The 23,273-nt window shown below is 35.0% G+C and carries 24 protein-coding genes; 9 read left to right on the top strand and 15 right to left on the bottom strand.

Annotation, left to right across the window (positions count from 1 at the left end; all coding sequences use genetic code 11):
• The first annotated feature begins 59 nt into the window (after positions 1 to 59).
• The 3 genes from QUF93_RS04480 to QUF93_RS04470 all read left to right on the top strand — a co-directional run bounded on the left by QUF93_RS04480 (position 60) and on the right by QUF93_RS04470 (position 2,635).
• Positions 60 to 782 (top strand): amino acid ABC transporter ATP-binding protein, encoded by a 723-nt coding sequence (locus QUF93_RS04480; RefSeq protein ID WP_289357985.1) that lies wholly within the window; start codon positions 60 to 62, stop codon positions 780 to 782.
• A gap of 121 nt (positions 783 to 903) precedes the next feature.
• The gene (locus tag QUF93_RS04475) at positions 904 to 1,698 is read left to right on the top strand and encodes an ABC transporter substrate-binding protein (RefSeq protein WP_002115753.1); all 795 of its coding nucleotides are present in this window, start codon (positions 904 to 906) and stop codon (positions 1,696 to 1,698) included.
• Between the two features lie 244 nt (positions 1,699 to 1,942).
• Positions 1,943 to 2,635 carry an amino acid ABC transporter permease gene (locus tag QUF93_RS04470; protein ID WP_002115750.1) on the top strand — a complete coding sequence of 231 codons (693 nt, stop codon included), beginning with the start codon at positions 1,943 to 1,945 and terminating at the stop codon, positions 2,633 to 2,635.
• A gap of 50 nt (positions 2,636 to 2,685) precedes the next feature.
• Here the strand turns inward: QUF93_RS04470 and desB are convergent, their stop codons facing one another.
• Positions 2,686 to 3,771, bottom strand: a complete 1,086-nt coding sequence (desB, locus tag QUF93_RS04465; RefSeq protein ID WP_289357984.1) for a Delta(10) desaturase DesB — start codon at positions 3,769 to 3,771, stop codon at positions 2,686 to 2,688.
• Between the two features lie 581 nt (positions 3,772 to 4,352).
• On the opposite strand from desB, the gene QUF93_RS04460 reads away from it, so the two are divergent.
• Positions 4,353 to 5,879: an FAD-dependent oxidoreductase gene (locus QUF93_RS04460; RefSeq protein ID WP_289357983.1), complete on the top strand. Its 1,527-nt coding sequence runs from the start codon at positions 4,353 to 4,355 to the stop codon at positions 5,877 to 5,879.
• Between the two features lie 21 nt (positions 5,880 to 5,900).
• Here QUF93_RS04460 and QUF93_RS04455 read toward each other — a convergent pair whose 3' ends face one another.
• The 10 genes from QUF93_RS04455 to QUF93_RS04410 all read right to left on the bottom strand — a co-directional run bounded on the left by QUF93_RS04455 (position 5,901) and on the right by QUF93_RS04410 (position 13,832).
• Positions 5,901 to 6,683, bottom strand: coding sequence for a nucleotidyltransferase domain-containing protein (locus tag QUF93_RS04455; RefSeq protein WP_289357982.1), 783 nt, complete (start codon positions 6,681 to 6,683; stop codon positions 5,901 to 5,903).
• Positions 6,684 to 6,796: 113 nt separating this feature from the next.
• On the bottom strand, positions 6,797 to 7,906 hold the full coding sequence (locus QUF93_RS04450) for a PRK06851 family protein (protein ID WP_289357981.1): 1,110 nt from the start codon (positions 7,904 to 7,906) through the stop codon (positions 6,797 to 6,799).
• 101 nt (positions 7,907 to 8,007) lie between these two features.
• On the bottom strand, positions 8,008 to 8,391 hold the full coding sequence (locus tag QUF93_RS04445) for a hypothetical protein (RefSeq protein WP_128282646.1): 384 nt from the start codon (positions 8,389 to 8,391) through the stop codon (positions 8,008 to 8,010).
• 230 nt (positions 8,392 to 8,621) lie between these two features.
• Positions 8,622 to 9,848: an ATP-binding protein gene (locus QUF93_RS04440; protein ID WP_289375211.1), complete on the bottom strand. Its 1,227-nt coding sequence runs from the start codon at positions 9,846 to 9,848 to the stop codon at positions 8,622 to 8,624.
• Positions 9,849 to 9,989: 141 nt separating this feature from the next.
• On the bottom strand, positions 9,990 to 11,255 hold the full coding sequence (locus QUF93_RS04435; RefSeq protein WP_289357979.1) for an S-adenosylmethionine decarboxylase related protein: 1,266 nt from the start codon (positions 11,253 to 11,255) through the stop codon (positions 9,990 to 9,992).
• 245 nt (positions 11,256 to 11,500) lie between these two features.
• Positions 11,501 to 12,169 carry a YwrJ family protein gene (locus QUF93_RS04430; protein WP_289357978.1) on the bottom strand — a complete coding sequence of 223 codons (669 nt, stop codon included), beginning with the start codon at positions 12,167 to 12,169 and terminating at the stop codon, positions 11,501 to 11,503.
• Positions 12,162 to 12,323, bottom strand: a complete 162-nt coding sequence (locus tag QUF93_RS04425) for a hypothetical protein (protein ID WP_289357977.1) — start codon at positions 12,321 to 12,323, stop codon at positions 12,162 to 12,164. Before QUF93_RS04425 ends, QUF93_RS04430 begins: the two co-directional genes overlap by 8 nt.
• Before the next feature lie 24 nt (positions 12,324 to 12,347).
• Complete coding sequence (locus tag QUF93_RS04420) at positions 12,348 to 12,791, bottom strand: hypothetical protein (RefSeq protein ID WP_002115735.1); 444 nt, start codon at positions 12,789 to 12,791, stop codon at positions 12,348 to 12,350.
• Between the two features lie 21 nt (positions 12,792 to 12,812).
• Positions 12,813 to 13,346, bottom strand: coding sequence for an LSm family protein (locus tag QUF93_RS04415; protein WP_289357976.1), 534 nt, complete (start codon positions 13,344 to 13,346; stop codon positions 12,813 to 12,815).
• 246 nt (positions 13,347 to 13,592) lie between these two features.
• Positions 13,593 to 13,832, bottom strand: coding sequence for a helix-turn-helix domain-containing protein (locus QUF93_RS04410; RefSeq protein WP_002010190.1), 240 nt, complete (start codon positions 13,830 to 13,832; stop codon positions 13,593 to 13,595).
• 182 nt (positions 13,833 to 14,014) lie between these two features.
• Between QUF93_RS04410 and QUF93_RS04405 the strand changes: the two genes are divergently transcribed.
• Entirely contained in the window at positions 14,015 to 14,383 is a 369-nt protein-coding gene (locus QUF93_RS04405; protein WP_212934775.1) for a hypothetical protein, read from the top strand.
• 324 nt (positions 14,384 to 14,707) lie between these two features.
• On the opposite strand, the gene QUF93_RS04400 is transcribed toward QUF93_RS04405, so the two are convergent.
• Positions 14,708 to 15,757 carry an NAD(P)/FAD-dependent oxidoreductase gene (locus QUF93_RS04400; RefSeq protein WP_289357975.1) on the bottom strand — a complete coding sequence of 350 codons (1,050 nt, stop codon included), beginning with the start codon at positions 15,755 to 15,757 and terminating at the stop codon, positions 14,708 to 14,710.
• Positions 15,758 to 16,088: 331 nt separating this feature from the next.
• On the opposite strand from QUF93_RS04400, the gene QUF93_RS04395 reads away from it, so the two are divergent.
• The 3 genes from QUF93_RS04395 to QUF93_RS04385 are packed head-to-tail and all read left to right on the top strand — an operon-like array spanning position 16,089 to position 19,099.
• The gene (locus QUF93_RS04395) at positions 16,089 to 17,006 is read left to right on the top strand and encodes an iron-hydroxamate ABC transporter substrate-binding protein (RefSeq protein ID WP_289357974.1); all 918 of its coding nucleotides are present in this window, start codon (positions 16,089 to 16,091) and stop codon (positions 17,004 to 17,006) included.
• Positions 17,007 to 17,054: 48 nt separating this feature from the next.
• A complete protein-coding gene (locus tag QUF93_RS04390) occupies positions 17,055 to 18,095 on the top strand; it encodes a FecCD family ABC transporter permease (RefSeq protein WP_289357973.1) in 1,041 nt (346 codons plus the stop codon).
• A complete protein-coding gene (locus QUF93_RS04385) occupies positions 18,092 to 19,099 on the top strand; it encodes a FecCD family ABC transporter permease (protein ID WP_289357972.1) in 1,008 nt (335 codons plus the stop codon). Before QUF93_RS04390 ends, QUF93_RS04385 begins: the two co-directional genes overlap by 4 nt.
• A 40-nt stretch (positions 19,100 to 19,139) precedes the next feature.
• On the opposite strand, the gene QUF93_RS04380 is transcribed toward QUF93_RS04385, so the two are convergent.
• From QUF93_RS04380 to mtnK, 3 genes are read right to left on the bottom strand one after another with little or no spacing between them, the layout of a single operon-like run.
• Positions 19,140 to 19,781 carry an L-fuculose-phosphate aldolase gene (locus QUF93_RS04380; RefSeq protein ID WP_289357971.1) on the bottom strand — a complete coding sequence of 214 codons (642 nt, stop codon included), beginning with the start codon at positions 19,779 to 19,781 and terminating at the stop codon, positions 19,140 to 19,142.
• A gap of 51 nt (positions 19,782 to 19,832) precedes the next feature.
• The gene (gene mtnA / locus QUF93_RS04375) at positions 19,833 to 20,873 is read right to left on the bottom strand and encodes an S-methyl-5-thioribose-1-phosphate isomerase (RefSeq protein WP_002115715.1); all 1,041 of its coding nucleotides are present in this window, start codon (positions 20,871 to 20,873) and stop codon (positions 19,833 to 19,835) included.
• A gap of 12 nt (positions 20,874 to 20,885) precedes the next feature.
• Positions 20,886 to 22,112, bottom strand: a complete 1,227-nt coding sequence (mtnK, locus tag QUF93_RS04370; protein WP_289357970.1) for an S-methyl-5-thioribose kinase — start codon at positions 22,110 to 22,112, stop codon at positions 20,886 to 20,888.
• A 592-nt stretch (positions 22,113 to 22,704) separates the two neighbouring features.
• On the opposite strand from mtnK, the gene ahpC reads away from it, so the two are divergent.
• Complete coding sequence (gene ahpC, locus QUF93_RS04365) at positions 22,705 to 23,268, top strand: alkyl hydroperoxide reductase subunit C (RefSeq protein ID WP_002115711.1); 564 nt, start codon at positions 22,705 to 22,707, stop codon at positions 23,266 to 23,268.
• Positions 23,269 to 23,273: the final 5 nt, after the last annotated feature.

Genomic DNA, 23,273 nt, shown 5'->3' with positions numbered 1-23,273 from the left:
GACTAATAACAGAAATAAGGGGCAACATTTGTAAATATATTTTTGACTGGGGGTTTTGTATGATTCAAGTTCGAAATCTAGTAAAATCATTCGGCTCACTTGATGTTTTAAAAGGAATTGATTTAGAAGTAAAAGAAAAAGAAGTTGTTGTTTTAATCGGTGCCAGTGGTTCCGGCAAAAGTACATTACTTCGCTGTCTTAACTTTTTAGAAATGTACGATGAAGGTGAAATTCACTTACAAAGTGAGCGAATTGATCCAAAGCATTCAAATTTAAACAAAGTCCGTGAAAATGTCGGTATGGTTTTTCAGCACTTTAACCTCTTTCCTCATATGACCTCACTAGAAAACATCATAGAAGCACCTATTCACGTAAAAAAATTGGAGACAGCAAATGCAAAGGAGATTGGAAATCAACTCCTACAAAAAGTCGGCCTACAAGATAAAGCAGATGTAACTCCCCACCTTCTTTCCGGTGGTCAAAAACAGCGTATTGCGATCGCACGAGCTCTTGCCATGAATCCTAAAATTATGCTATTTGATGAACCTACCTCAGCCTTAGACCCTGAACTTGTTGGAGAAGTATTGCAAGTTATGAAAGAACTTGCTGAAGAAGGAATGACAATGGTTATTGTTACTCATGAAATGAATTTCGCAAGAGATGTAGCTGACCGCGTCATCTTTATGGATGACGGGAAAATTGTGGAAGATGCTCCGCCAGAACAATTCTTTTCCGCTCCATCGCATGAACGGGCAAAGCAATTTTTACGCAACGTTTTATAATGTAACTTCTGTTTCAAACGTAAAGAAATGCATTCATACGGGGCTCAACTAATTGTCCAAATAAAATATCTCCATAACATATTGAACACAATCCGTATGATCAATATATAGGAGGGGTTTTATGAAAAGAAAACTATTAACCATTGTTGCGAGCATTACATTATGTACATCCTTCATACTAGGAGCCTGTAGTAAGGAAAGCTCTACCACTTCATCTAATGGTGAAAAAGAATTTCGTTATGCGATGAGTGGTTTATACAAACCTTTTAACTATAAAGAAAATGACGGGAAACTTGTCGGTTTTGATGTAGAAATAGGTGAAGCTCTTGCGAAAAAGATGGGAATGAAACCTGTTCCTGTTACAAATCCTTGGGAAACATTGATTCAAGGTCTACAATCAAAAAAATATGATGTGATATTAGGAAGTATGGCAATTACAGAAGAACGATTAAAAGCCGTGAATTTCTCAAATCCATATTATCGCTCTGGTGCACAAATTTTTGTAGCTAAAAAGAATACATCTATCTCTTCTCCAGAGGACTTGAAAGGTAAAAAAATAGGGGTTGTAAAAGCAAGTACTTTCAAAACCCTTGTTGCAAAATATACAGATCAAATTACAGAATATGATAGTGATATTACTGCACTTATGGACTTAGAACCAGGACGTGTAGACGCAGTTATTACTGATCAAATGGTTGGTCTTCGTATGATTAAAGAAGGTAAATCAAATATAAAAGAAGCTGGAAAACCGTTAAACCTTGATGAAATGGGAATTGCTATTCATAAAGACAATAAAGACATGGTCGAAAAGGTAAATAAAGCGCTAGATGAAATCATTAAAGACGGCACGTATGAAAAGATTAGTAAGAAATGGTTTGGGCGTAATATTCTTGGAGACGAGGCAAAAACAAAGTAAGTTAGCTATTCAAAAATTTCATACATCATGCCCCACTTTTCACCCCGCTATTTGCGGGCAGTAAAACCTCAACTCCAAAATTTGGTTGTAAAACAAAGAAGTTAGATAGGGGCTCAACTGCCCGTACATGCCCGATTAGTGAAGACTAATAATCAGCGGGGGGATCTCCCCCACTGATTAAAGTTTCACTTTATGTGGGGCATTTCATTCCTTAATAAAATCCATACAATATGAGGTGACACATATGTTTGAAATTTTTATCTCTACCTATCCCACACTCTTAAAGGCTACTATTGTCACATTACAATTAACATTAACATCCCTATTACTCGGTTCACTAATTGGATTACTAGTCGCTTTCTTTCGAATCTCTAACAATAAGGTTTTAAATAGTATTGCTCATGTCTATATCGCCATTATTCGTGGTACACCTTTAATTGTTCAAATCGCAATTCTCTATTTCGGTATTACATCTGTTATTGTTTTCACCCCTTTTTGGGCAGGAGCAATTGCTTTAGCAATCCATAACGGTGCATATATTACTGAGATTTTCCGCGGGTCCATTCAATCCGTTGACCGGGGACAATTAGAAGCTGCTCGCTCTTTAGGGATGCCTTACCCTTTAGCGATGCGCCGAATTATATTACCACAAGCATTTCGTCTGTCTCTTCCCCCTCTAGGGAACCAATTTATTATTGGATTAAAAGATTCTTCACTTGTCGCTTACGTAGGTATGTCCGAATTATGGGGATCCGGTTTATCAATTGCCGCAGGTAACTTCCAGCAATTAGATACATATATCATTGTTGGTGTATACTATCTCGCACTAGTTCTTCTATTTACTTATCTTGTTAGTCTTCTAGAAAAACGACTACAACGGAAAGAAAACAACTCTGTCCACGTCAAGACAAGGAACAAGAAAGAAGTTTCTTTATAACAAAAAGCAAGCTCTAAGAGAGCTTGCTTTTTCATCGTAAAATATATCTATTATTGATTTGCTTTTTTTATATTCTCTTTTTCCTCTATATGTTCCTCACGATATGAAATATTATGAGGATCTAGTCCATTTCCTAAAGAACCATAGAAATGCTCCCTATGCGGATCCACTAATTCACTTCCGTGATAATACACACGTGGTGTATTCCAAAGCGCTGCCAATGCTTTTGTCATCGGCATTTCGTGATAGCGTTCCGGCCACATTTCTTTAATTTTATCTTTTACTAATGGATAGTATTTAGAACTCATAGCAGGAAACAGATGATGTTCTGTATGGTATGAGAAATTGAAATGTAAAACGTCTACCCAGCGCGGCACTGTTACTGATAAACAGTTTGCTAACGGATCATTTACTGGAACAATTGGATTTAAGCGATGATTTGTTGCGATATATGCCATTACAATAAAGTTAGCAATTAACAACGGAATCACATATGCAAAGAACCACTTTGCAGGTCCCATAATAAACAATAAACTAATCCAAACTGTCCAAGGCAAAAGAAGTTGTAGCCATACAGATTTTTGATTGGATGACTTAAATTCTTTTATAAAATGAAAGAACATTCGAGTCGAATGTAACGTAAATTGAATTGTTAATGACAGAAAACTGAAGAATGAACGTACATGAAGAGGCATGCGATATACCCAACTCAAAAACTTACTCTTTTTCATTTTCTCAAATGTTGGCCATGCATCTGGATCATTCTCTTCATGCTGTGTGTGAACATGATGCGTTGCATTATGCCACTTTCTCCAAAGTTTTGGGCCAGTTGATAATGGCATAAATGCTATCGCGCCTAAGAAATCACGAAGCCATGCCTTTCTTACAACTGTTCCATGTAAAATTTCATGCCCTAAAAACCCAAGTGAAGCAAAACATAATCCGAGAACAATCGCAATTCCTAGATTTGCCCACACATTCAATTCAAATACACCAATCGCTATTAACCCCGCTAATGCCACAAGTAAATAAGCCAGTCCACCAAATAAACGAGTAGGCACTGGTTTAAATGCTTTTTTCGGCAAATGTGGTGATACACGTGCTGCATACCACCCAAACGTATGAAGCTCCTTCATCCTTTTGCCCCTTTCTTATGCCGCGCCCTGCGCAACTTGCATATATTAATTCTTGCTTCCAGATTGATTTTACTAGGTGATCCAAAAAGCATTTATTATAAGGAAAATATACTCACTCTACCGTCACTTATTTTTCGCTTTTATTATCAATGAAAAACATTTCTCTTTTTACTCTCTATCAACCTTTCCACATGATGAATCATAACAATAGAATTTCTATATTGTCAACAACTTTTATGACCTAGTAATAAAAGTTGGTTATATTTTTATAATTACACTTTATTGCACTAAAGAAAAAGTATAGATTTCACAAGGCTTTATCCGCTATACATATACATCCAATTAAACTCCATAGACTCTATCTTATTCAAGAACTCTCTATATAATCCACAAATGGCATCACTTAAATTTAGCTTTATATAAATCCTACTTCCTCATACTGCCCCAACAAAATAATTATATTAAAATAATTTTATATTTCTTTTAATAAAAATAGGATGCTACTAAAACAACATACATGAATTCCATATAATATGGAAATATTAAAAGGAAAATTGTTCTAAAATCAGGAGGTTTCCGCAATGACAAGTGATACATTTCCACAATTGCCATTATCTTATTGGATTGACTCTACTCCGTTTCCTACTTTCCCTCGTTTATCCGAAAATATAAAGACGAAAGTTGCTGTTATCGGTGCTGGTATTACAGGTATTACTACTGCCTATTTACTCGCGAAAGAAGGCATCGACGTTGTGTTAATTGATTCTGGCCTTATTTTAAACGGGACGACTGGACATACAACGGCGAAAGTAACAGCACAACATGATCTTATTTACGACGAATTAATAAATCATTTCGGTGTTGAAAAGGCCAGACTTTACTACGATTCAAATAATCATGCTCTACAATTCATAAATGACACTGTGCAAACATATAAAATCGACTGTAATTTTTCAAATGAAGATTCATATTTATATACAACTACTGATAACGGATTAAGAAATTTATCGAAAGAATATGAAGCTTATCAAAAATTAAATATACCTTGTGACTATGTTCAATCTCTATCGATTCCTATTCCCGTACAATCTGCACTTGTAATGAAAAATCAAGCACAATTCCATCCCCTCCTTTATTTGAAAATACTTTTAGAAAAGTTTGTGGAGATGGGTGGAAAGGTCTATGAACAAACAACAGCTATGGATGTGGAAAAGGGAGATTATCCACAAGTAATTACAAAGGAGGGCCATCGCATCACTTGTGAATATGTTGTTTCTTGTTCACATTTCCCTTTTTATGATGCCAATAGCTTTTTCTTTACGCGAATGTACGCAGAACGCTCCTATGCTCTTGCAATAAAAGCAAAAACAGATTATCCAGGGGGCATGTATTTAAGTATCGATGATCCAAAACGCTCCATACGCTCTATAACAAGCAATGGTGAAAAATTAATTTTAATTGGCGGAGAAAGTCATAAAACAGGACAAGGAATAAATACGATGCTTCATTATGAAGCACTATATTCTTTTGCTGAAGCAACTTTTGGAGTAGATGAAGTTCCCTATAGATGGTCAGCGCAAGATTTGATTACTCTAGACAAGCTCCCTTATATCGGACATATTAACGAAAGAAATCCAAATATATTTGTTGCAACTGGATATCGCAAATGGGGAATGACAACTGGAACCGCAGCAGCCCATTTACTGAAGGACTCCATTCTAAAAATCCAAAGTCCATATAAAGAACTTTTTGCACCATCACGCTTTCATGCAAATCCAGATATAAAAACATTCCTTTCTCAAAACATTGATGTTGCCAAACATTTAATTGAAGGGAAAATTGAAGCCGCATTACGTAAACCAGAAGATCTTGAAGTTGGCGAGGGCTCTGTTGTACATGTTAACGGTAAACGAGCAGGTGCCTATAAAGATAAAGAAGGAAAATTACATATCGTCGACACGACTTGTACGCACCTCGGCTGTGAAGTTGAATGGAATAACGGTGATTGTACGTGGGATTGCCCTTGCCACGGATCTCGTTTTTCAATCGATGGAGACGTTATCGAAGGTCCAGCAGATCAACCATTGAAACGAGTTGATAACGAGTAAAAAATAAAGAAGAGCACAAACTTATTTGTGCTCTTTTTCATATACTTCAAACAACATATTTCGAAATAATGTATTTAAGTTCTCTATGTCCATTCCTAATCCCTTTTCAATTCCTTTCACATATTGTTGATAATAATTAATTTGTTCTTCTAAAAATTGATTCAACACATTAATTTTCAAACCAATATCTAATTCAGTACCCGCCTTTTTCTTTATTAACAACTTTTTAATTTCATCTAATACGCTACGTTCTAATGATAATTCTGTAATCAATCGATCAAATTCTACAGGAGGCAAAGTCGATTTCTCCTCTAACCATTTACAAGCTAAAATAGGACGTAATACATAAAAGTACTTTTTCAACTTTACATTCTCACCTTGCAAAAATTCCCGATAGTTTTTTGAAGCCATATGTAAGTAATGATATATTGTTGCTTTCGGATCAAAATCCTCTTCACTCATTTGCTGAAGCTGTTCTGGAAGGTTCGAGTTTTTCGAATAAAAAATCGGCGATCGAATCCATTCAAGTAACGCTGGATTTGACTTTGCAAACAGTTGCAATGCCTTTTTAATATCCCAACCACTTATATCTAAATCATCACTAATTGGATATTCGATTACATCACGCTTATCATTGATTGATAAATACCATTCTACAGGGTGTATATAAACAAACCTAACATCATAATCACTATCTTTCGATGGAAACCCCCACGCCCGACTTCCCGATTCCACAGCAAATAAAATTTTTACATCATTCTCTTTTTCAATTCGTTCTAGTTCTAATTCAATTTTCTCTCTCATTTCATACCATCTCCATATTTTGATTATTCCCCTGGAAATTCGACAAATATACGACTGATTTTACTATATATTAAAACAGCTGTCAGACAATTTCTGACAGCTCAATAAAGCACCTATTTTTTCTTTTCCATTACAGTAGCCGCAATGCGTTCAAACTCTTTTTGAATCTCCTCTTTAAATGCATCCACTTTTGAATAATCCATAGCAGAAATATAAATTCTTTCTAATTTATCACGGACTGATTTCGCTTTTGCTAAGAAAGACATCGCCTCATTCATTTTTGTTTTATACCGAATTGATACGTCACGAATTTCCGTAGCATACTTCTCATCTGTCCCTGGTGTAACAATGAGATCATACATATCAATAACCTCGTCACCCTCGCGACTTGGAAAGTATTCATGCGGTGCGGTGCTATCAAAAATTGCAAATCCCAATTCTCTTACGATAATCATATCGAGACTATTCGGATCAAATCCACAATGATATACTTCTACTTCAAACCCTTTTTCTTCTGCTGCCTTTGCTAATTTTTTAAGCATCGTTGATTTTCCAGAACCTGGGCGCCCTTTTATAAAATAGCGATGCGGGAGCCCTTCCGTTAAATTAGGAACGAAATCAACTGCTCCTTTCGGTGTAGCAGCTCCTAGGAATCGATGTTTCACAATCGATTTTTTTCCACTTTTATCTGTAAATAATTTCTGTATAAGCTGATTTGTTAATTCGTTTGCTTTATTAAAATCAATGTTACTAATATATATTTTCTCCCACTCATCATGTATTACCAGCGCCTCTTTAAAATACCCGTAAGCTGCTTGAAAGGCTTTACTCGCCTCTGAAACAAATCGTTCAATTTCTAATTTTTGCTTTCTTAATTTATCGGAGTCCCAAGCAACGCCTAAATTTATATACTCTTCAACAACTCCAGGCATTTTCGGCTCAATAACGTGCGGTGATGTACCGTCAACAATCCCTACTTTTAATTTTGGAATAATCACACCATCAACTGATTTATTGTCAGAAGAACAATGTAAAAATTCAATATTATACCCTTTATCTACCCATTCACGCCCTATTGCCTTTATTAAAGAAGATTTTCCCGTTCCTGGGCCTCCCTTTAAAATAAACAACCTGTCTAGCCCCTTCAAATTCTCTTCGTATAAGTTGTGAAATCCTCTAGCTGTATTTCCACCGGCATAATAATTCAATACATTCCCTGTCACTGCACTCACTCCTTCGCAGCATTCTACTTACATAAGCTACAATATGCGAAAATCTTTATTTGGGTGAATACCTATTTTGTATTGCACTAAAAAAGCAAAGATCACTTTTGACCTTTGCTTTTATATTTTTTATTTAAGTTAAGAAAGAATTGTTCCACCCTTGGACGTACCCAAGCTAAATAATCTTTATCTTTCTTCTTTGTACAAGCTATCTCTTCTCCATCTACCATTCCGACAAGTTCTAGTTCTAACAGTTGCCTCGTGAATGCTAGCATATTTACTTCTTCTGCCGGATACTCTTCTTTTAATTTCTCCTCAATTTCTCTCAATAAAAAACCGTCACGCATCATTGCTAGTGCATCAATCCAAAGTGGCGGCATTTCATATGTCTCCCCTGTAATCGTATCTTTTACAATATAATTCTTTTGCTCTTTTCGAAATTGAATCGTGTGTAAACATACAGTTGAATTTAATGTTAATTCCATCATACCACCCCTTTCATCATATCTGCATAGAAAAAAGGATGCGCCCCGCACCCCTTCTTTTCTTTTCATAACACTACCGAACCGTTACACGAGCTAAAAGCTGCATGTCGATATTTTCCTCCATTATAAACGAAGTGTTTTATAAAAAAAACCCTTCTTTAAACATTTTATAAAATGTTTATATTTACACAACAAGAACACTTTTCTGAAAAATAATTTCTTCAAATGTACTACACTGTTGGTAAATAAATTTCCACTTTCGTTCCTACGCCCATACTACTTTGAATCGCGATACTCCCTTGATGTTCCTCAATGATTTTGTATGTAATCATTAACCCAAGGCCTGTACCATTCTCCTTTGTTGTATAAAACGCCTTTCCGATTTTCTCTATTTTCTCATTCTCTATACCAAAACCTTGATCTTCAACAGAAATACACAAATTATCTCCAGCTTTTTTGAATGCACGAATATGAATGTCTCCACCTTCTTGCATCGATTCTATTCCATTTTTAATAATGTTTAACAACACTTGTTTTAATTGCTTATCATCACCATTTATAGCGGGTAAATTCCCATCTACTTGCAAATGAAATTTCACCTTATACTGAGTTGCATAACTTTCCATTAACTGCACAACATATAAAAGGATTTCCTTTATATTACACCATTCATAATTTGTTGGCTTCGGTTTTCCCAATAACATCAATTCACTAACGAATCCGTTAATCCTCTCAATCTCTTGTAACATAATTTCATAACTCATCGCATCTGCAGGATTTCTTTCTTTTTGGATTTGTGTAAATCCTTTTAAAGCCGTTAATGGATTTCGAATTTCATGGGCAATTGTTGTAGCCATAGTCCCACTAACTGCTAAATTTTCTGTCTCTTTCATATTGTTCATCATCTCAACAACTGTCCTTACATAAGACTGAAATCGTTTTAACAAAGAATGTGAAATAATAAAAAAGAATAAACATAAAACAAGCGGAATCACAACTTTTACATCTTGTAATATAAACGTAAAAAATACATATTTTCCAATTACACTACAGGAAACTAAATAAAAATATTTTCTATTCACGAAAATCGGTGCAAATAAAATTAACAATATTTCAACCATGTTTCCATTTTCAAAAACACGTTCACTGTGTAAATAAATCATTAAGTTATTAATAAGATCAATAAGCATGTACCCAATTAAAAATAAATATTTTACAAAATATACATAGCCTTGTTTTTGAAGATATATTGAAATAGGAAATAAAGATATTACTAATATATATACCCCTATTCCCATACCACCTTCTGGCCACCCTATCCTTGCTTCATTAATATCTATAGCAGGATAAACGAAATAATAGATAACGTCATATAGAAAGAATATAATATAGAATAATAATATAAATACTTTTAAAGCTTCTCTTTCTTCATAAATCAAGCTCTTGTATTTGTTCATATAAAAACTCCTCTTGATCAATCCCAAAAAACATTTCAAATATTATTTAAATTATAAATATGAAATTGCTTTCAGAGCAATATGTAACCTTCTAATACTATAAAAGGAAGGAGATACAACTCCTTCCTTTTCAGTCAAATTTTACAGAAACTTTACCCTATCATGTAGCAATCCATCTGTAAAATTATTATGCCCTATTACAAAATCCTTCATATATAAATTTAAATATTCCCCATACTTACTTTCAGTATTTAATAATAATTCTTCTACATAATAAGCGCCTTGTCCAAAGGTATCTAAAAGTAAACTACACAAGCCCGCATAAATCCCACATCCTACTTGGAAGTAAGTTGCATTTGTTTTATACTTTTGAAAAACTTGACTACTATTCATTACATTATACATGTATGTCTCGCTATTTTCATATACGAGTAACACACCAACTAAGTCCTCTCCCGTAATCTCTTCTTCTGCGGGATTAAATACTTTACGATTCCAATTCCATAAATCCTCTACTTTATCTAAGTTTTGTCTAATTAAATTTGTTGTATATTCATTAATCCGATAAAGAAAACCAACTTCCATATTAAAAGTTTTTCCTAAAATTAAGACTTCCTCATGCGGCATTAAACAACCATAAAATTCTTTTTCTCCTAACTTCACTTTATACTCTGAAGCATATACATCCTCATAAAAGTAAAGTGAACGATGATGACTCATATACATAGGATAACTCCATATCGCTTCATCAAGAAAACGCTCAACTGCCCATGATGCATAAAGTGTATGAGGTTTTATAAGCTCTTTATCATTCAAAAATGAATTATCATGTTCTACAATATAACATGCTCTTGGTTTTTCATTTGGACGTTCTTTCATAAGCTCAACAACCATCCATTGAACAACACCTGGATTCATACCTGAGCCTATAATTGCTCTTGTATTTGTAAATGTTTCTTTCTCCTTCTCAAACCTCATATACCTTTCCGTAAGCTGAAAACCAAGTAAACTATCGTCTTGATCTACCGCCTCATTTTCCAAAGCCGAATTAATATAACAAATGCCAAGGTCATTACAACAACTCAGTACCCTAATCGTATCTGCACCTGAAACATCAATAACAACCTTCGTTCTTTTTTCTTTTAAATGCTGTTTAAATTTGACTACATCTTGAAGATTTATTTCATATAAAAAAAATTGCTCTTTCAGATTTGGAAACAACTCATCATAATAACTTTTATCTTTTTGTTTTATATCCACCAAATGGAAGTTCACATTCTTTATAACTTCATAAATTGGATCTTTTTCATTTACTACCGCTTGATTCAAAATTGCTAACACTGCTTTTGCTGCCCCACCAGCACTGCCAAGTAATGTAATAGAAAACGCATTTGGAAACTGCTCCACAAACAAAACCCCTTTAATAGATTAGTTGAGCAGTACTTCCTCAAAAAATGAATTGAATACAACAAAAGGTAGCTCGTACAGATTTTTTATAATTTCGTACAAGATTACCTCTTCATAAGTAAAAAAACAGTAGCATACTTATATATTCAATTCACTTTCCCCCTCATACCCAAATAGCGGTAAACAAATAGGCTCGACCTTTTCTTCCGCATATATAAAAGAAAAAGCCAGCCCCTTTAACTAGTCTACGGACAATGGACAGATTTTACATGTTGAATATTCACATACATTTTTGCGTCACGTGCTTTTAGTATTTCAATATGTCCTTCATCAATTTTCGCCATCTTTCCGATTTTGTTATATTCCTCACCTAAATCAAAAACCATAATTTTCCCAGCCATTTTAATAAGTTGTTCTTCAAACGTTCGAGCTAACGTAATATTTAATGGATTTACGGGGAGTTCATTTTTATTGAGGGCGTAAGGTACTTGGTTCTCTTTATAAGGAATTAACCATTTCAAATGCTTTAAAGATATATATACCGTTTTATAAACCGGGCTATAAAAAACAATATAATCGTTCATTACACTTGTAACATAACCGTGTATTGGCGCATTTCCTGCCACATAAATTTCTGTAAAAATCCCTTTGGATGTGCTTAATACTTTTCTCAAAGAAATTGAAGGTGATTCCCTCTTAATTATAGAATCTACATCTGGTTTTGATATTTCTTCATCATATGGTCTTAAAAATTTATAATATTGGATATGGTATGAAGATATATATACATAGTCTTGTCCATTGTAAAGAACAACAATGTCATTCCCTACATCAATTAATACACCTTTAAACCTTTTTTCACCGATTAATTTAACGTATATATTTTCCCCAATGTTCTTGTTTAACTCATTCATCTATATCCTCCTTTCTATGAAATTGTATTTTTCTCTCTTCCATTTCAAAAAAATAATCAGGGGCAATGTTCTGTCTTTTAATAGTAAGAAATTCCTTTTCATATATCGCTAATAATTGTAGCGAACTATGAAATCGTTCTTCACTTTCAATCATAATGCCCCTCTTATTTATCAAACATTATTCTTCTTCATTCTTTTTAGGTTTAACTACTTGACTTACACTCTTAATATGAGAATTAATTACATAAATAACTTCATCACCGTTTACTAGTGTAATACTTCCATCATGTATATCACCTAATAAACCTTCCAAACACTCTGGTCCACCACGATTAATCTTTATCCATTTATACTTCAAGTCATTTAATACATCTAAAAAAGTATCTTCATCAGCGTAGAAACATGAACCATACTCTCCTTGTGCTTCTTTCACTTTCCTGACTAGACTCTTCACATGTTTCAGCTGATAATACACTACTTCTCCATGAGGTAATTGTAGTGCAAGGTAATCTTTTCCTAACAATGACAGTATACCTACTCGACTTTCCGGTCCGCGAAGATTTACTTTTACGTTCTCACCTACTAAACCTTTGATTTGCTCACAGCATACTACACCCTTCAAATCCATACCCTCCTTTCTGTATTATCTTCCTCTACTTGATTGTCTTAGTGCGCGAGCTCGACTTGAATTATTGCTGCTTTCATTACTTTTCTCATCGCTACTCTCATCACTACTCTCATCGCTCTCTCCACTTCCAGGTGCATTATAATTAACACTCTTAATATGGGATAGTGCAATTAATACAACTTCTTCTTTAATAATTAATGTTACATAATCGCTAGAAACATCTTGTAAAATACCTTCAATTTTCTCTGGACCACCACGATTAATTTTCACCCAGCGATATTTGAAATTTTGAAGTAGCGTTTCAAAGTCTTCTGCACTGTCTTCTTCCGACCATTCAAAATCACCTATTCCACCATCTTTCGTATTTTTTGTAATGCTTTTCAGATGGCAAAGCTGGTAGTAATGGTGCTCTCCTTTTTCATTCTGTAATACGAAGTAGTCCGCACCTATTGATACTATTGTTCCTTTTTGAGATTCTGGTCCACCTCTGTTTACTCTTACATAAGATCCAATTAAATCTTCCGAAAAATCCCAATTAAATAAACTCACGAGAAAACCCCTTCCATTAATTTATAAGCTTTTGCACTGATAGTATATGTATCTGTACAGGTTATGTTCGCTATGTTTGTCCCCGCTATGAAAAAATATGCTTTTAACATGTAGTACTAATACCTACAAAACTTCCTTCGCTTAAGTGAATCCTAAGGTTTCTTGTGATTTTTTATATCTTAATACACAAAGATCCCGTAATAAGATACATTCCTGTATACGTTATTACGGGATCTTTTCATAAATTTAATCTTCGTCTTTAACATCCATATCTTCTGGAATTGGTTCGTTTAATATTTCTTCCACTAACTGCTTATATTTCTCCATTTGTTCTAAATGTGTATTAAACTGTTCCTTGTTTATTAAATATTGCTCTCCATCAAACAGTGCACGAACTTTCTTTTGCTGAATTAAGTCTTCAACATACGATTTTGGTAATTTCAAATACTCCGCAGCCTCTTCTATCGTTATATACAATGTGTTCATTCCTTTATTATTTTTTCATATATATACTGTATCTTACTTTATTTTTGTAAACAAATAAAAAAGATTTTGTAAATACAAATTAAAAAGCAGGTAGATGCATTCCATATATTGTATAATAGTATAGTAAGTATTTTTTTAAATATAGAATGGTATTACCCATTTACACAAAGGAGAGTTAACATATGGCTACTCGTCACATCATTACAATGTTAGAAAAAACATTACGAGTTGAAACAGAAAACACAATTTCTCATCTATCTAATTCTTTATCCGATCGTATTCTTTCACAAAGTGCAGCAGTACATGAAAGCAATTGCTATCATACTATTGGCGAATGGTACAAAAATCATTTCTTATTCCAACAAGATGATTTCCTTTGGGCTAAATACGTTTTCTATGACGCATATTGTGAGGCTATAAAAAAACAAGGTCATCTTACAAAACGCGTTCGCCAAATATTAGAGTCATTAGCTCGAAAACACGGAAAACAATACATTGCGTCTATACTAAATATGCCATTTCCTAATGAACAGGCTAAAGGAACAGCATAAGCCAAACCTAGATTCATTGTTTTCTCGAGAGATTACAAATAAAACGTTCATGTCACATGAACTAATGAAACCGGTGTCATGATAATGATTGAAGATATAATAAACAGGAAAACCCCCATTTACCTCTCTCGTCCATACGAATAGAGAAATAAATGGGGGTATACTTGTTCCTTTATCCCGCTATTTGTGGGCAGTAAAACTTCCACCTCAAAATTCAGCGAAGGCGAGGGAGTTAGGTGGGAGCCGGACTGCCCGTAAAAGCCCGATTGGTGAAGGCTAATAATCAGTGGGGGATAGCCTCCCACTGATTAAAGTTTCACTTTATTATTTCATCATCTGCTTAATTAACTCTCGATTTCTCTTCTTAAATACTTCATTATGGGAAGAAACCATTCCGTATTCACTTGCATCTGGTTGAATAAATTGTTTCGCTTTATTCACAGCGTTTCCAGCATCTTGGAATGCCCCTGCAATTAAATGTAATTTTCCGTCATGCTTTAAAATATCTCCAGCGGCATATAATCCGTCTACCGAGGACTCACTATTTGCATTCCCTGCAATAAAGTAATTATCTACAATTGCGACATCTAGCTCACTATTTTCCAATAATGTAATGTCACGTTCATATCCATGATTAATAATAACTTCATCGATAGATAACTGAGAAACCTCTCCCGTTTCATGATTCGTTAATTCTACATATTCAATCGCTTCATGGTTAGCACCAGCAATTAATTTTGTAATCGATGTATTAAAGAAACATTCTGCCGAACTGTTCATAAGTTGTTTGACTTGTGCTTCATGACCAGATAATTCTTCTTTTCTATATGTTAAATAAACTTTTTTCGCAATCGATTCTAATTCATTTGCCCAATCAATTGCCGAGTTCCCTCCGCCTGAAATAATCACCGTTTTATCTTTGAAACGTTTTAACGATTTAACTGTATAATTTAAATTTGAGACTTCGAATCTCTCTGCACCTTCAATTGACAACTTTTGTGGATTCAATATACCACTCCCAGTTGCGACGATCACTGTTTTTGAAAAATGTTCTTCTCCATTGCTTGTTTTCAACGTAAAAATACCATCTTCATTACGAATAATTGATTCTATTTTTGTATTCAATACAACTTCAGGCTGAAATGTTAATCCTTGCTGTACAAGTTGCTCAATTAACTTCTCACCAGTAACCGGTAACAATCCGCCAATATCCCAAATCATTTTTTCTGGGTAAACATGTATTTTACCACCTAACTGTGGTTGAAATTCTATTATTTTCGTTTTCATCTCTCTTAGTCCACTATAAAATGCTGAATAAAGTCCCGCAGGTCCTCCGCCTATCACGGTTACATCAAACAATTCTTCTTGATTCATTCATGCTCACTCCTCAGCTACTAATCATTGATTATCATTCTCAATAAAATATAACCTGTTTCCGCAAAATTTACAATCAAAATTACTATTGACAATGCACCTATATATAATTATATTATTTAAAGAATCAATAGTGATAATCATTATCAGTTTGTTAATAATTAGCAATTTTGGGATTGCATTTTCTTTCATTAATATGGTCAATACTATATTGTGAAATCTCACATTCAAGATTTTTAATAAACATTTTGCATTACCACTAATCTTTCAAAAGAATTAAAGTTAAACAAATTATTGTATACACATACCATCTATTTAAAGGAGAAAAACGATGAAAAAGTTATTTATTTCACTAACAGTTCTTTTCGTTCTTGTTATGAGTGCTTGTAGCAATGGCTCTACAGACAAAAAGAGCGATGCAAAAGATAACAAATCAGAAACAATTACATACCAGTCTGAAAATGGTAAAGTAGAAGTTCCAGCAAACCCACAACGTGTTGTCGTCCTATCATCATTCGCTGGTAACGTAATGTCATTAGGTGTAAATCTTGTTGGGGTAGATTCATGGTCTAAACAAAACCCACGTTTCGATAGCAAACTTAAAAATGTCGCTGAAGTATCAGATGAAAATATTGAAAAAATCGCTGAACTAAATCCAGATTTAATTATTGGTTTATCAAATGTTAAAAATGTCGATAAGTTAAAGAAAATCGCTCCTACTGTAACATACACTTACGGAAAAGTTGATTACTTAACACAACATTTAGAAATCGGTAAGTTATTAAACAAAGAAAAAGAAGCAAAAACTTGGGTTGATGACTTCAAGAAACGTGCCCAAACAGCAGGAAAAGAAATTAAAGCAAAAATCGGTGAAGATGCAACAGTCTCTGTTGTTGAAAACTTCAACAAACAGCTTTACGTATACGGCGAAAACTGGGGCCGTGGAACAGAAATTCTTTACCAAGAAATGAAATTAAAAATGCCTGAAAAAGTAAAAGAAAAAGCATTAAAAGAAGGTTACTACGCATTATCTACTGAGGTATTACCTGAGTTCGCTGGTGATTACTTAATCATAAGTAAAAACAAAGATACTGATAACTCATTCCAAGAGACAGAATCATATAAAAACATTCCAGCAGTAAAAAATAATCGTGTATATGAAGCAAACATGATGGAATTCTATTTCAATGATCCACTTACTTTAGATTTCCAACTAGACTTCTTCAAGAAGAGCTTTCTTGGTCAATAATACAAACATGAGGAATTCTTAATTTAAGAATTCCTCTTCCTTTATTCTATGAACAGAAAAGATGTGAAACGAATGACAAAAGATCACGGCAATCCACATTCCATGGCTTTTACATACAAACTAATTTTAAGCATAATTGCATTCTTTCTTATTTTTATGGTGGCAATGGTATTAGGTGCTGCAGATACTTCTATAAACGATGTATGGTTAGCACTTACTTCCTCCGCTAAAGGAGACAAAATATCTATTATCCGTGAAATACGTTTGCCACGTGAAGTGGCTGCCATATTTGTCGGAGCTGGACTTGCTGTTTCTGGGGCAATCATGCAAGGATTAACACGCAATCCACTTGCTGATCCTGGGTTACTAGGCTTAACTGGTGGCGCAAATGCTGCACTTGCACTAACACTTGCTTTCAATCCTTCTATAAGCTACCTTTACCTAACGCTAGCTTGCTTTATCGGTGCTGCAATTGGCGCTATTATGGTATTTGGGATTGGTATGGTGAAAAAAGGCGGACTTTCTCCTCTTCGAATTGTATTAGCCGGTGCTGCAGTTTCAGCATTTCTACTCGCAATTTCAGAAGGAGTCGGCATTTACTTTAAAATTTCACAAGATGTATCAATGTGGACTGCCGGGGGAGTAATTGGAACTACTTGGAGCCAGTTAAAAATTATTATTCCCGTTATTTCATTAAGTATATTTATCGCTATCTTACTTGCGAGAAAATTGACAGTCCTTAGTTTCAGTGAAGAAGTTGCTGTTGGACTCGGTCAAAAAATTATCGTCATTAAAACAATCTTATTTATCATTATTATCTTGCTTGCAGGTGCTTCCGTAGCACTTGTCGGAAACATGGCATTTATCGGCTTAATGGTACCTCATATGGTCCGTCCGATCGTTGGACCAGACTACCGTTTTGTTATACCGATGTCAGCGATCGCTGGTGCCTCCTTTATGCTGCTCGCAGATACAATCGGACGTACAATTAACGCTCCGTATGAAACACCAGTTGCTGCAATCGTTGCAATTGTAGGATTACCATTCTTCCTATTCATTGTACGTAAAGGAGGAAGAACTTTCTCATGATGCAATCTATTCTAAAAAAACAACGCCTTATCATACTTGCATTACTTATACTTACCATCACAACAATTGTAATTGGAATGGGACTCGGTTCTGCCGCTCTCTCCTATGACAGATTAATCCCAACACTTATGGGACAAGGTACGTTTAAAGAAGAATTCGTTTTATACTCTTTAAGGCTACCTAGAATTGTCATTACATTATTAGCTGGTATGGCTCTTGCTTTATCAGGTTCGATATTACAAGGTATTACCCGAAACGATTTAGCTGAACCAGGTATTCTCGGCATTAACTCTGGTGCTGGTGTCGCAGTTGCTGTTTTCTTTCTATACTTCCCAATAGACGTAGGTTCATTTCTTTATTTACTACCAGTCGTTGGATTTATCGGTGCTTTTCTAACAGCTGTTCTAATTTACGTATTTTCATACAGTAAAACAGAAGGACTTCAGCCAATCCGCTTAACATTAACCGGCATCGGTTTTTCATTTGCACTATCTGGAGCGATGATTGTCCTTATTTCATCCGCTGATCGTATGAAAGTGGACTTTATCGCAAAATGGATTGCCGGAAACATTTGGGGAGATGACTGGACATTTGTTTTAGCAATGCTTCCATGGCTAATCGTATTAATCCCATTTGTCTTCTATAAAGCAAATCGATTAAATATACTAGCATTAAACGAACCAGTAGCAATCGGAGTTGGTATTGAAATTGAAAAAGAACGCAGATACTTATTAATTGCAGCCGTTGCGCTAGCAGCCGCAGCAGTTTCCGTAACAGGGGGAATTAGCTTTATCGGACTAATGGCTCCTCACATCGCCAAATCTTTAGTAGGACCAAGGCATCAAATATTCATGCCTATCGCCGTTTTAATTGGCGGATGGTTATTACTACTAGCGGACACAATCGGGCGAAATATCGTCGAACCTAGCGGTATTCCAGCTGGTATTGTCGTTGCTTTAATTGGTGCACCTTACTTTATGTATTTGTTATTGAAAAAGGCGTAGAGAAACACCCTCAAGATTTTTTCTTGAGGGTGTTTTCATTTTACTGCTGCCCATACCCTTCAAACTTCTTCGCCAAATTCTCCATCTCGTCCTCTGGTAATAACTTCGGTTCTCCGACACTTTTCGTTTGATAATAAATTTGAGCACAAAACTCAATCTCTTCCGCAATAGTAAACGCCATTTTTATATTATTCGCTCCAGCCATTAAACCATGATTCGCAAGTAAAACTGCACGACGATCAATCATTCCTTCAAAAGCAGCCTCTGCTAATTGCTTCGTACCAAATGTTTCATACGGTGCACAGCGGACATTCGGGCCTGCAAAAGCAATTAAATATGAAACAGCAGGAAGCTCCCATCCTAATGATGCAATTGTCTTCGCATAAGGAGAATGTGTATGCACAAGCGCATTTATATCTTCACGATTTCTATAATAGATAAGATGCATATCTAATTCACTTGATGCTTTTCTCTCTCCCTCTACCACTTCACCATCTAAATTCAATATAACTACATCCACGGGCGTTGTTTCATAATAATCTAGACCACTTGGGCTAATTGCAACAAGACCTTGTTCACGATTGAAAATACTAATATTTCCCCCAGTCCCCTTTGTTAAACCACTAGAAATCATTTTCTTTCCATACGCTACAATTTCTTCTCTTTCTTTTTGTAATAACATATATATCCCCCTAAGTATGAAGCTTATGATGACTGACTATATATCTACTTACTAAAATAGCTTTTTTAAATTCTCCGTAAACGGTGCTTTTACAATCCCTTTTTCCGTAATAATCGCTGTTACATTTTCATGTGGCGTAACATCAAATGCCGGATTGTATACTTTACTTTCTTTCGGAGCTGAATATTGTCCAAAGCGATTGATTACTTCAGAAGCATCTCTTTCCTCAATCGGAATTTCTTTTCCTGTCGGTGTTTTTAAGTCAATTGTCGGCGTTGGTGCTGCTACATAAAATGGAATGTCGTAATATTTAGCCAAAATCGAAACACCTAATGTTCCAATTTTATTTGCTACATCCCCGTTTGCTGCTACACGATCACATCCAACGATTACTGCATCAATTTTCCCTTGTGACATGACCATTGCTGCCATATTATCTGTAATGACCGTTACATCAATTCCCGCTCGCTGCAGTTCCAATGCTGTTAACGTTGAACCTTGTAATCTAGGGCGTGTTTCATCTGAATAGATTTTTAAATCCCATCCCTTTTCCTTCGCTAAGTACATTGGAGCTGTCGCAGTACCGTACTTAGTCGTTGCTAAAGCACCTGCATTACAATGCGTCAATACCCCCATGCCATCATGGAATAATGTTAATGCATGTTCTCCAATCTGACGGTTAATTTCTTCATCTTCTCTATGAATCTCTTTTGCTTCTTCTAATAATCTATCTTTCAACTGCGCAACTGATAAGTGAGCATTCTCTTTCGCTACACTTTCCATTCTTTCAAGCGCCCAAAATAAATTTACTGCCGTCGGTCTTGATGTCGCTAAGTATACACAGACTTTTTTTACTTCATCAATAAATCTCTCTACCGTACTTTCAGCAAATTCCTTTACCCCTAAATACACACCGTAGGCTGCTGAAACACCTATTGCCGGTGCTCCTCGTACTTTCATTACTTGAATCGCATCCCAAACACCCTCAGCTGTTTTAAAAGATTCATAGACTACTTCGTTCGGTAATACCGTTTGATCTAATAACACTAAAGCATCATCTTTCCACTGAATGGGTATTAATTGCTCTGCCATCATCTTCTCCCCTTACTTCGCACTATGCATTTGTTGTTTTAACGTTTCTACAAAACTGCCACCTGTTTTATATTGATTCGCTTGTAAAATAAACTTCTTCGCGGCCTGAAGACAAATTCGCTCCACTCTAGCACGCACTGCATCATTCTCAATACAAGTAATATCCTTCACTTTCGCTAACCCAACAATACGGCGAATTAACTCAAGGCCCGTCACTGCAGCTGTATCTTCTAATACAGATTGTAAATAAACTTCGTTAAAGCCTTCTTCCTTCGCCATAATCTCTGTCACATGAATATCCCAAGCATTTAAAAACTTCTTTTTAAATAAATCAATTACATCTATCATTGTGGATTGTAACCAATCCATATACGTATCTTTCTCAGCTCCAGACGGCATAGTCGCATCTGCATTTACCCAAGCAAACATGAAATTCGCCATTACATTCCCAACGTCATATCCCATCGGTCCATAAAAGGCAAACTCAGGATCAATTACCTTTGTGGAATCATTTTTTACAAAAACAGAACCAGTATGCAAATCACCGTGAAGAAGCGCCTGTGCATTCGTCATAAAAGAAAACTTAAGTTTTGCTACTTCCATACGAAGCTCTTTATCACTATAAATATGCTCCCTAATCCATCCTTCATTTAATTGAAACAATTCGTTGCGTTTATTATGGTTTGTAAATGGCTCTGAATATACGAGGTCCTCTGTAATCTCACATAACTCAGGATTTATATAATTCTTCACGAGTTCCTTCTTCTCTTTATGATTCATTACAACATCTGATGTTAATAGAAGAGTATTTACCATAAAAGTAGTTAAATCATCAGCAAGCCTCGGAAACATTTGATGATTTATGAGTGCTGTACGTAATATTGTGTGATCTGATAAATCTTCCATCACGCAACAATTCATCACACTATCAAACAAATATACATTTGGCACAAGTCCAGGTGCTAACTCTCCCTCTAATCGCAAAACATCTGATTCTATACGAATTCGATTCGTCGACAACTTAAACTCATCTGAAATACGTGCTGTATCCCCAGCTTGCTTTACAATGATGGAAATGTTCTCCTTTTCATCCCAAACGCGGAACACATAATTTAAATTGCCATCACCTATTTCTTTACACTTTAACCCCTTTGCCTGTTCAAACTTAGACACTTTCTCTTTCACATATGCAATCACATCATTAGCTTCCATTAAAAAATACTTCGTGAACTTAGACATGGTTTCCCCTCCACACTAATTGTAAGCGTTTTCTAAAAGCTATAAAAAATAATAGATGAAATGTTTTATCCTATAATATATACTCTTCTTTTTGAAAGGTATATCTAGGTTTTATTATATCTTGTTAGTACTTTGAGTCAATGTTTCTAATTATCATCTCAAATATATACTTCTTAATTATATATTTGAGATGACAAAAATTGTTCACAAAGATTCCGATTCATTTTGTTTTATTTATCGCATAATTCTTTGTAAAATAGAAATAAGCAGTTCCTTTTCAAATCCACAACTTCTAAGAAATATTTCCTTCCTAAGAATTTATACTTACACCATATCTCTAACATACACACTACTCTTTCAAACACTCATTGAAAATTTATGACTTGAAAATTACCTTTCTATTCCCTAACAGCCTTAATTGAGAATAAATATTAATTAAATTGGTATAAAGTTGGTTTATTCTCTTGACAAAATAACCACTTCTATATGATAATTAATATCGAATTAGAATTATTATAGTTAATTAAAAAATATATTTTATGAGCAAACTAATTTCCGATGCTCAAAACCAACCTTTAGGAGGAATTTTAATATGTTATTAATCGGCACAGAAGTAAAACCGTTTAAAGCTAATGCTTACCATAATGGAGAATTTATCCAAGTTACTGACGAAAGTTTAAAAGGAAAATGGAGTGTAGTTTGTTTCTACCCAGCTGACTTCACATTCGTTTGCCCAACTGAACTTGAAGACTTACAAAACCAATATGCAACTCTAAAAGACTTAGGTGTTGAAGTATATTCTGTATCTACAGACACTCACTTCACTCACAAAGCTTGGCATGATAGCTCAGAAACTATCGGCAAAATCGAATACATTATGATTGGTGACCCAACTCGCACAATCACTAGCAACTTCAACGTTTTAATTGAAGAAGAAGGTCTTGCTGCTCGTGGTACATTCATCATCGATCCAGACGGCGTTATCCAATCTATGGAAATCAATGCTGACGGTATCGGTCGTGACGCAAGCATTCTTGTTAACAAAATTAAAGCAGCTCAATACGTACGTAACAACCCAGGTGAAGTTTGCCCAGCTAAATGGCAAGAGGGTTCTGCAACACTTAAACCAAGCCTTGACCTTGTAGGCAAAATCTAAGGAGT

This window comes from Bacillus hominis (genome assembly GCF_030348325.1).
Classification (GTDB): domain Bacteria; phylum Bacillota; class Bacilli; order Bacillales; family Bacillaceae_G; genus Bacillus_A; species Bacillus_A hominis.
The sequence above is the reverse complement of the archived record's forward strand: the minus strand, read 5'-3'. Positions and strand labels throughout refer to the sequence as shown.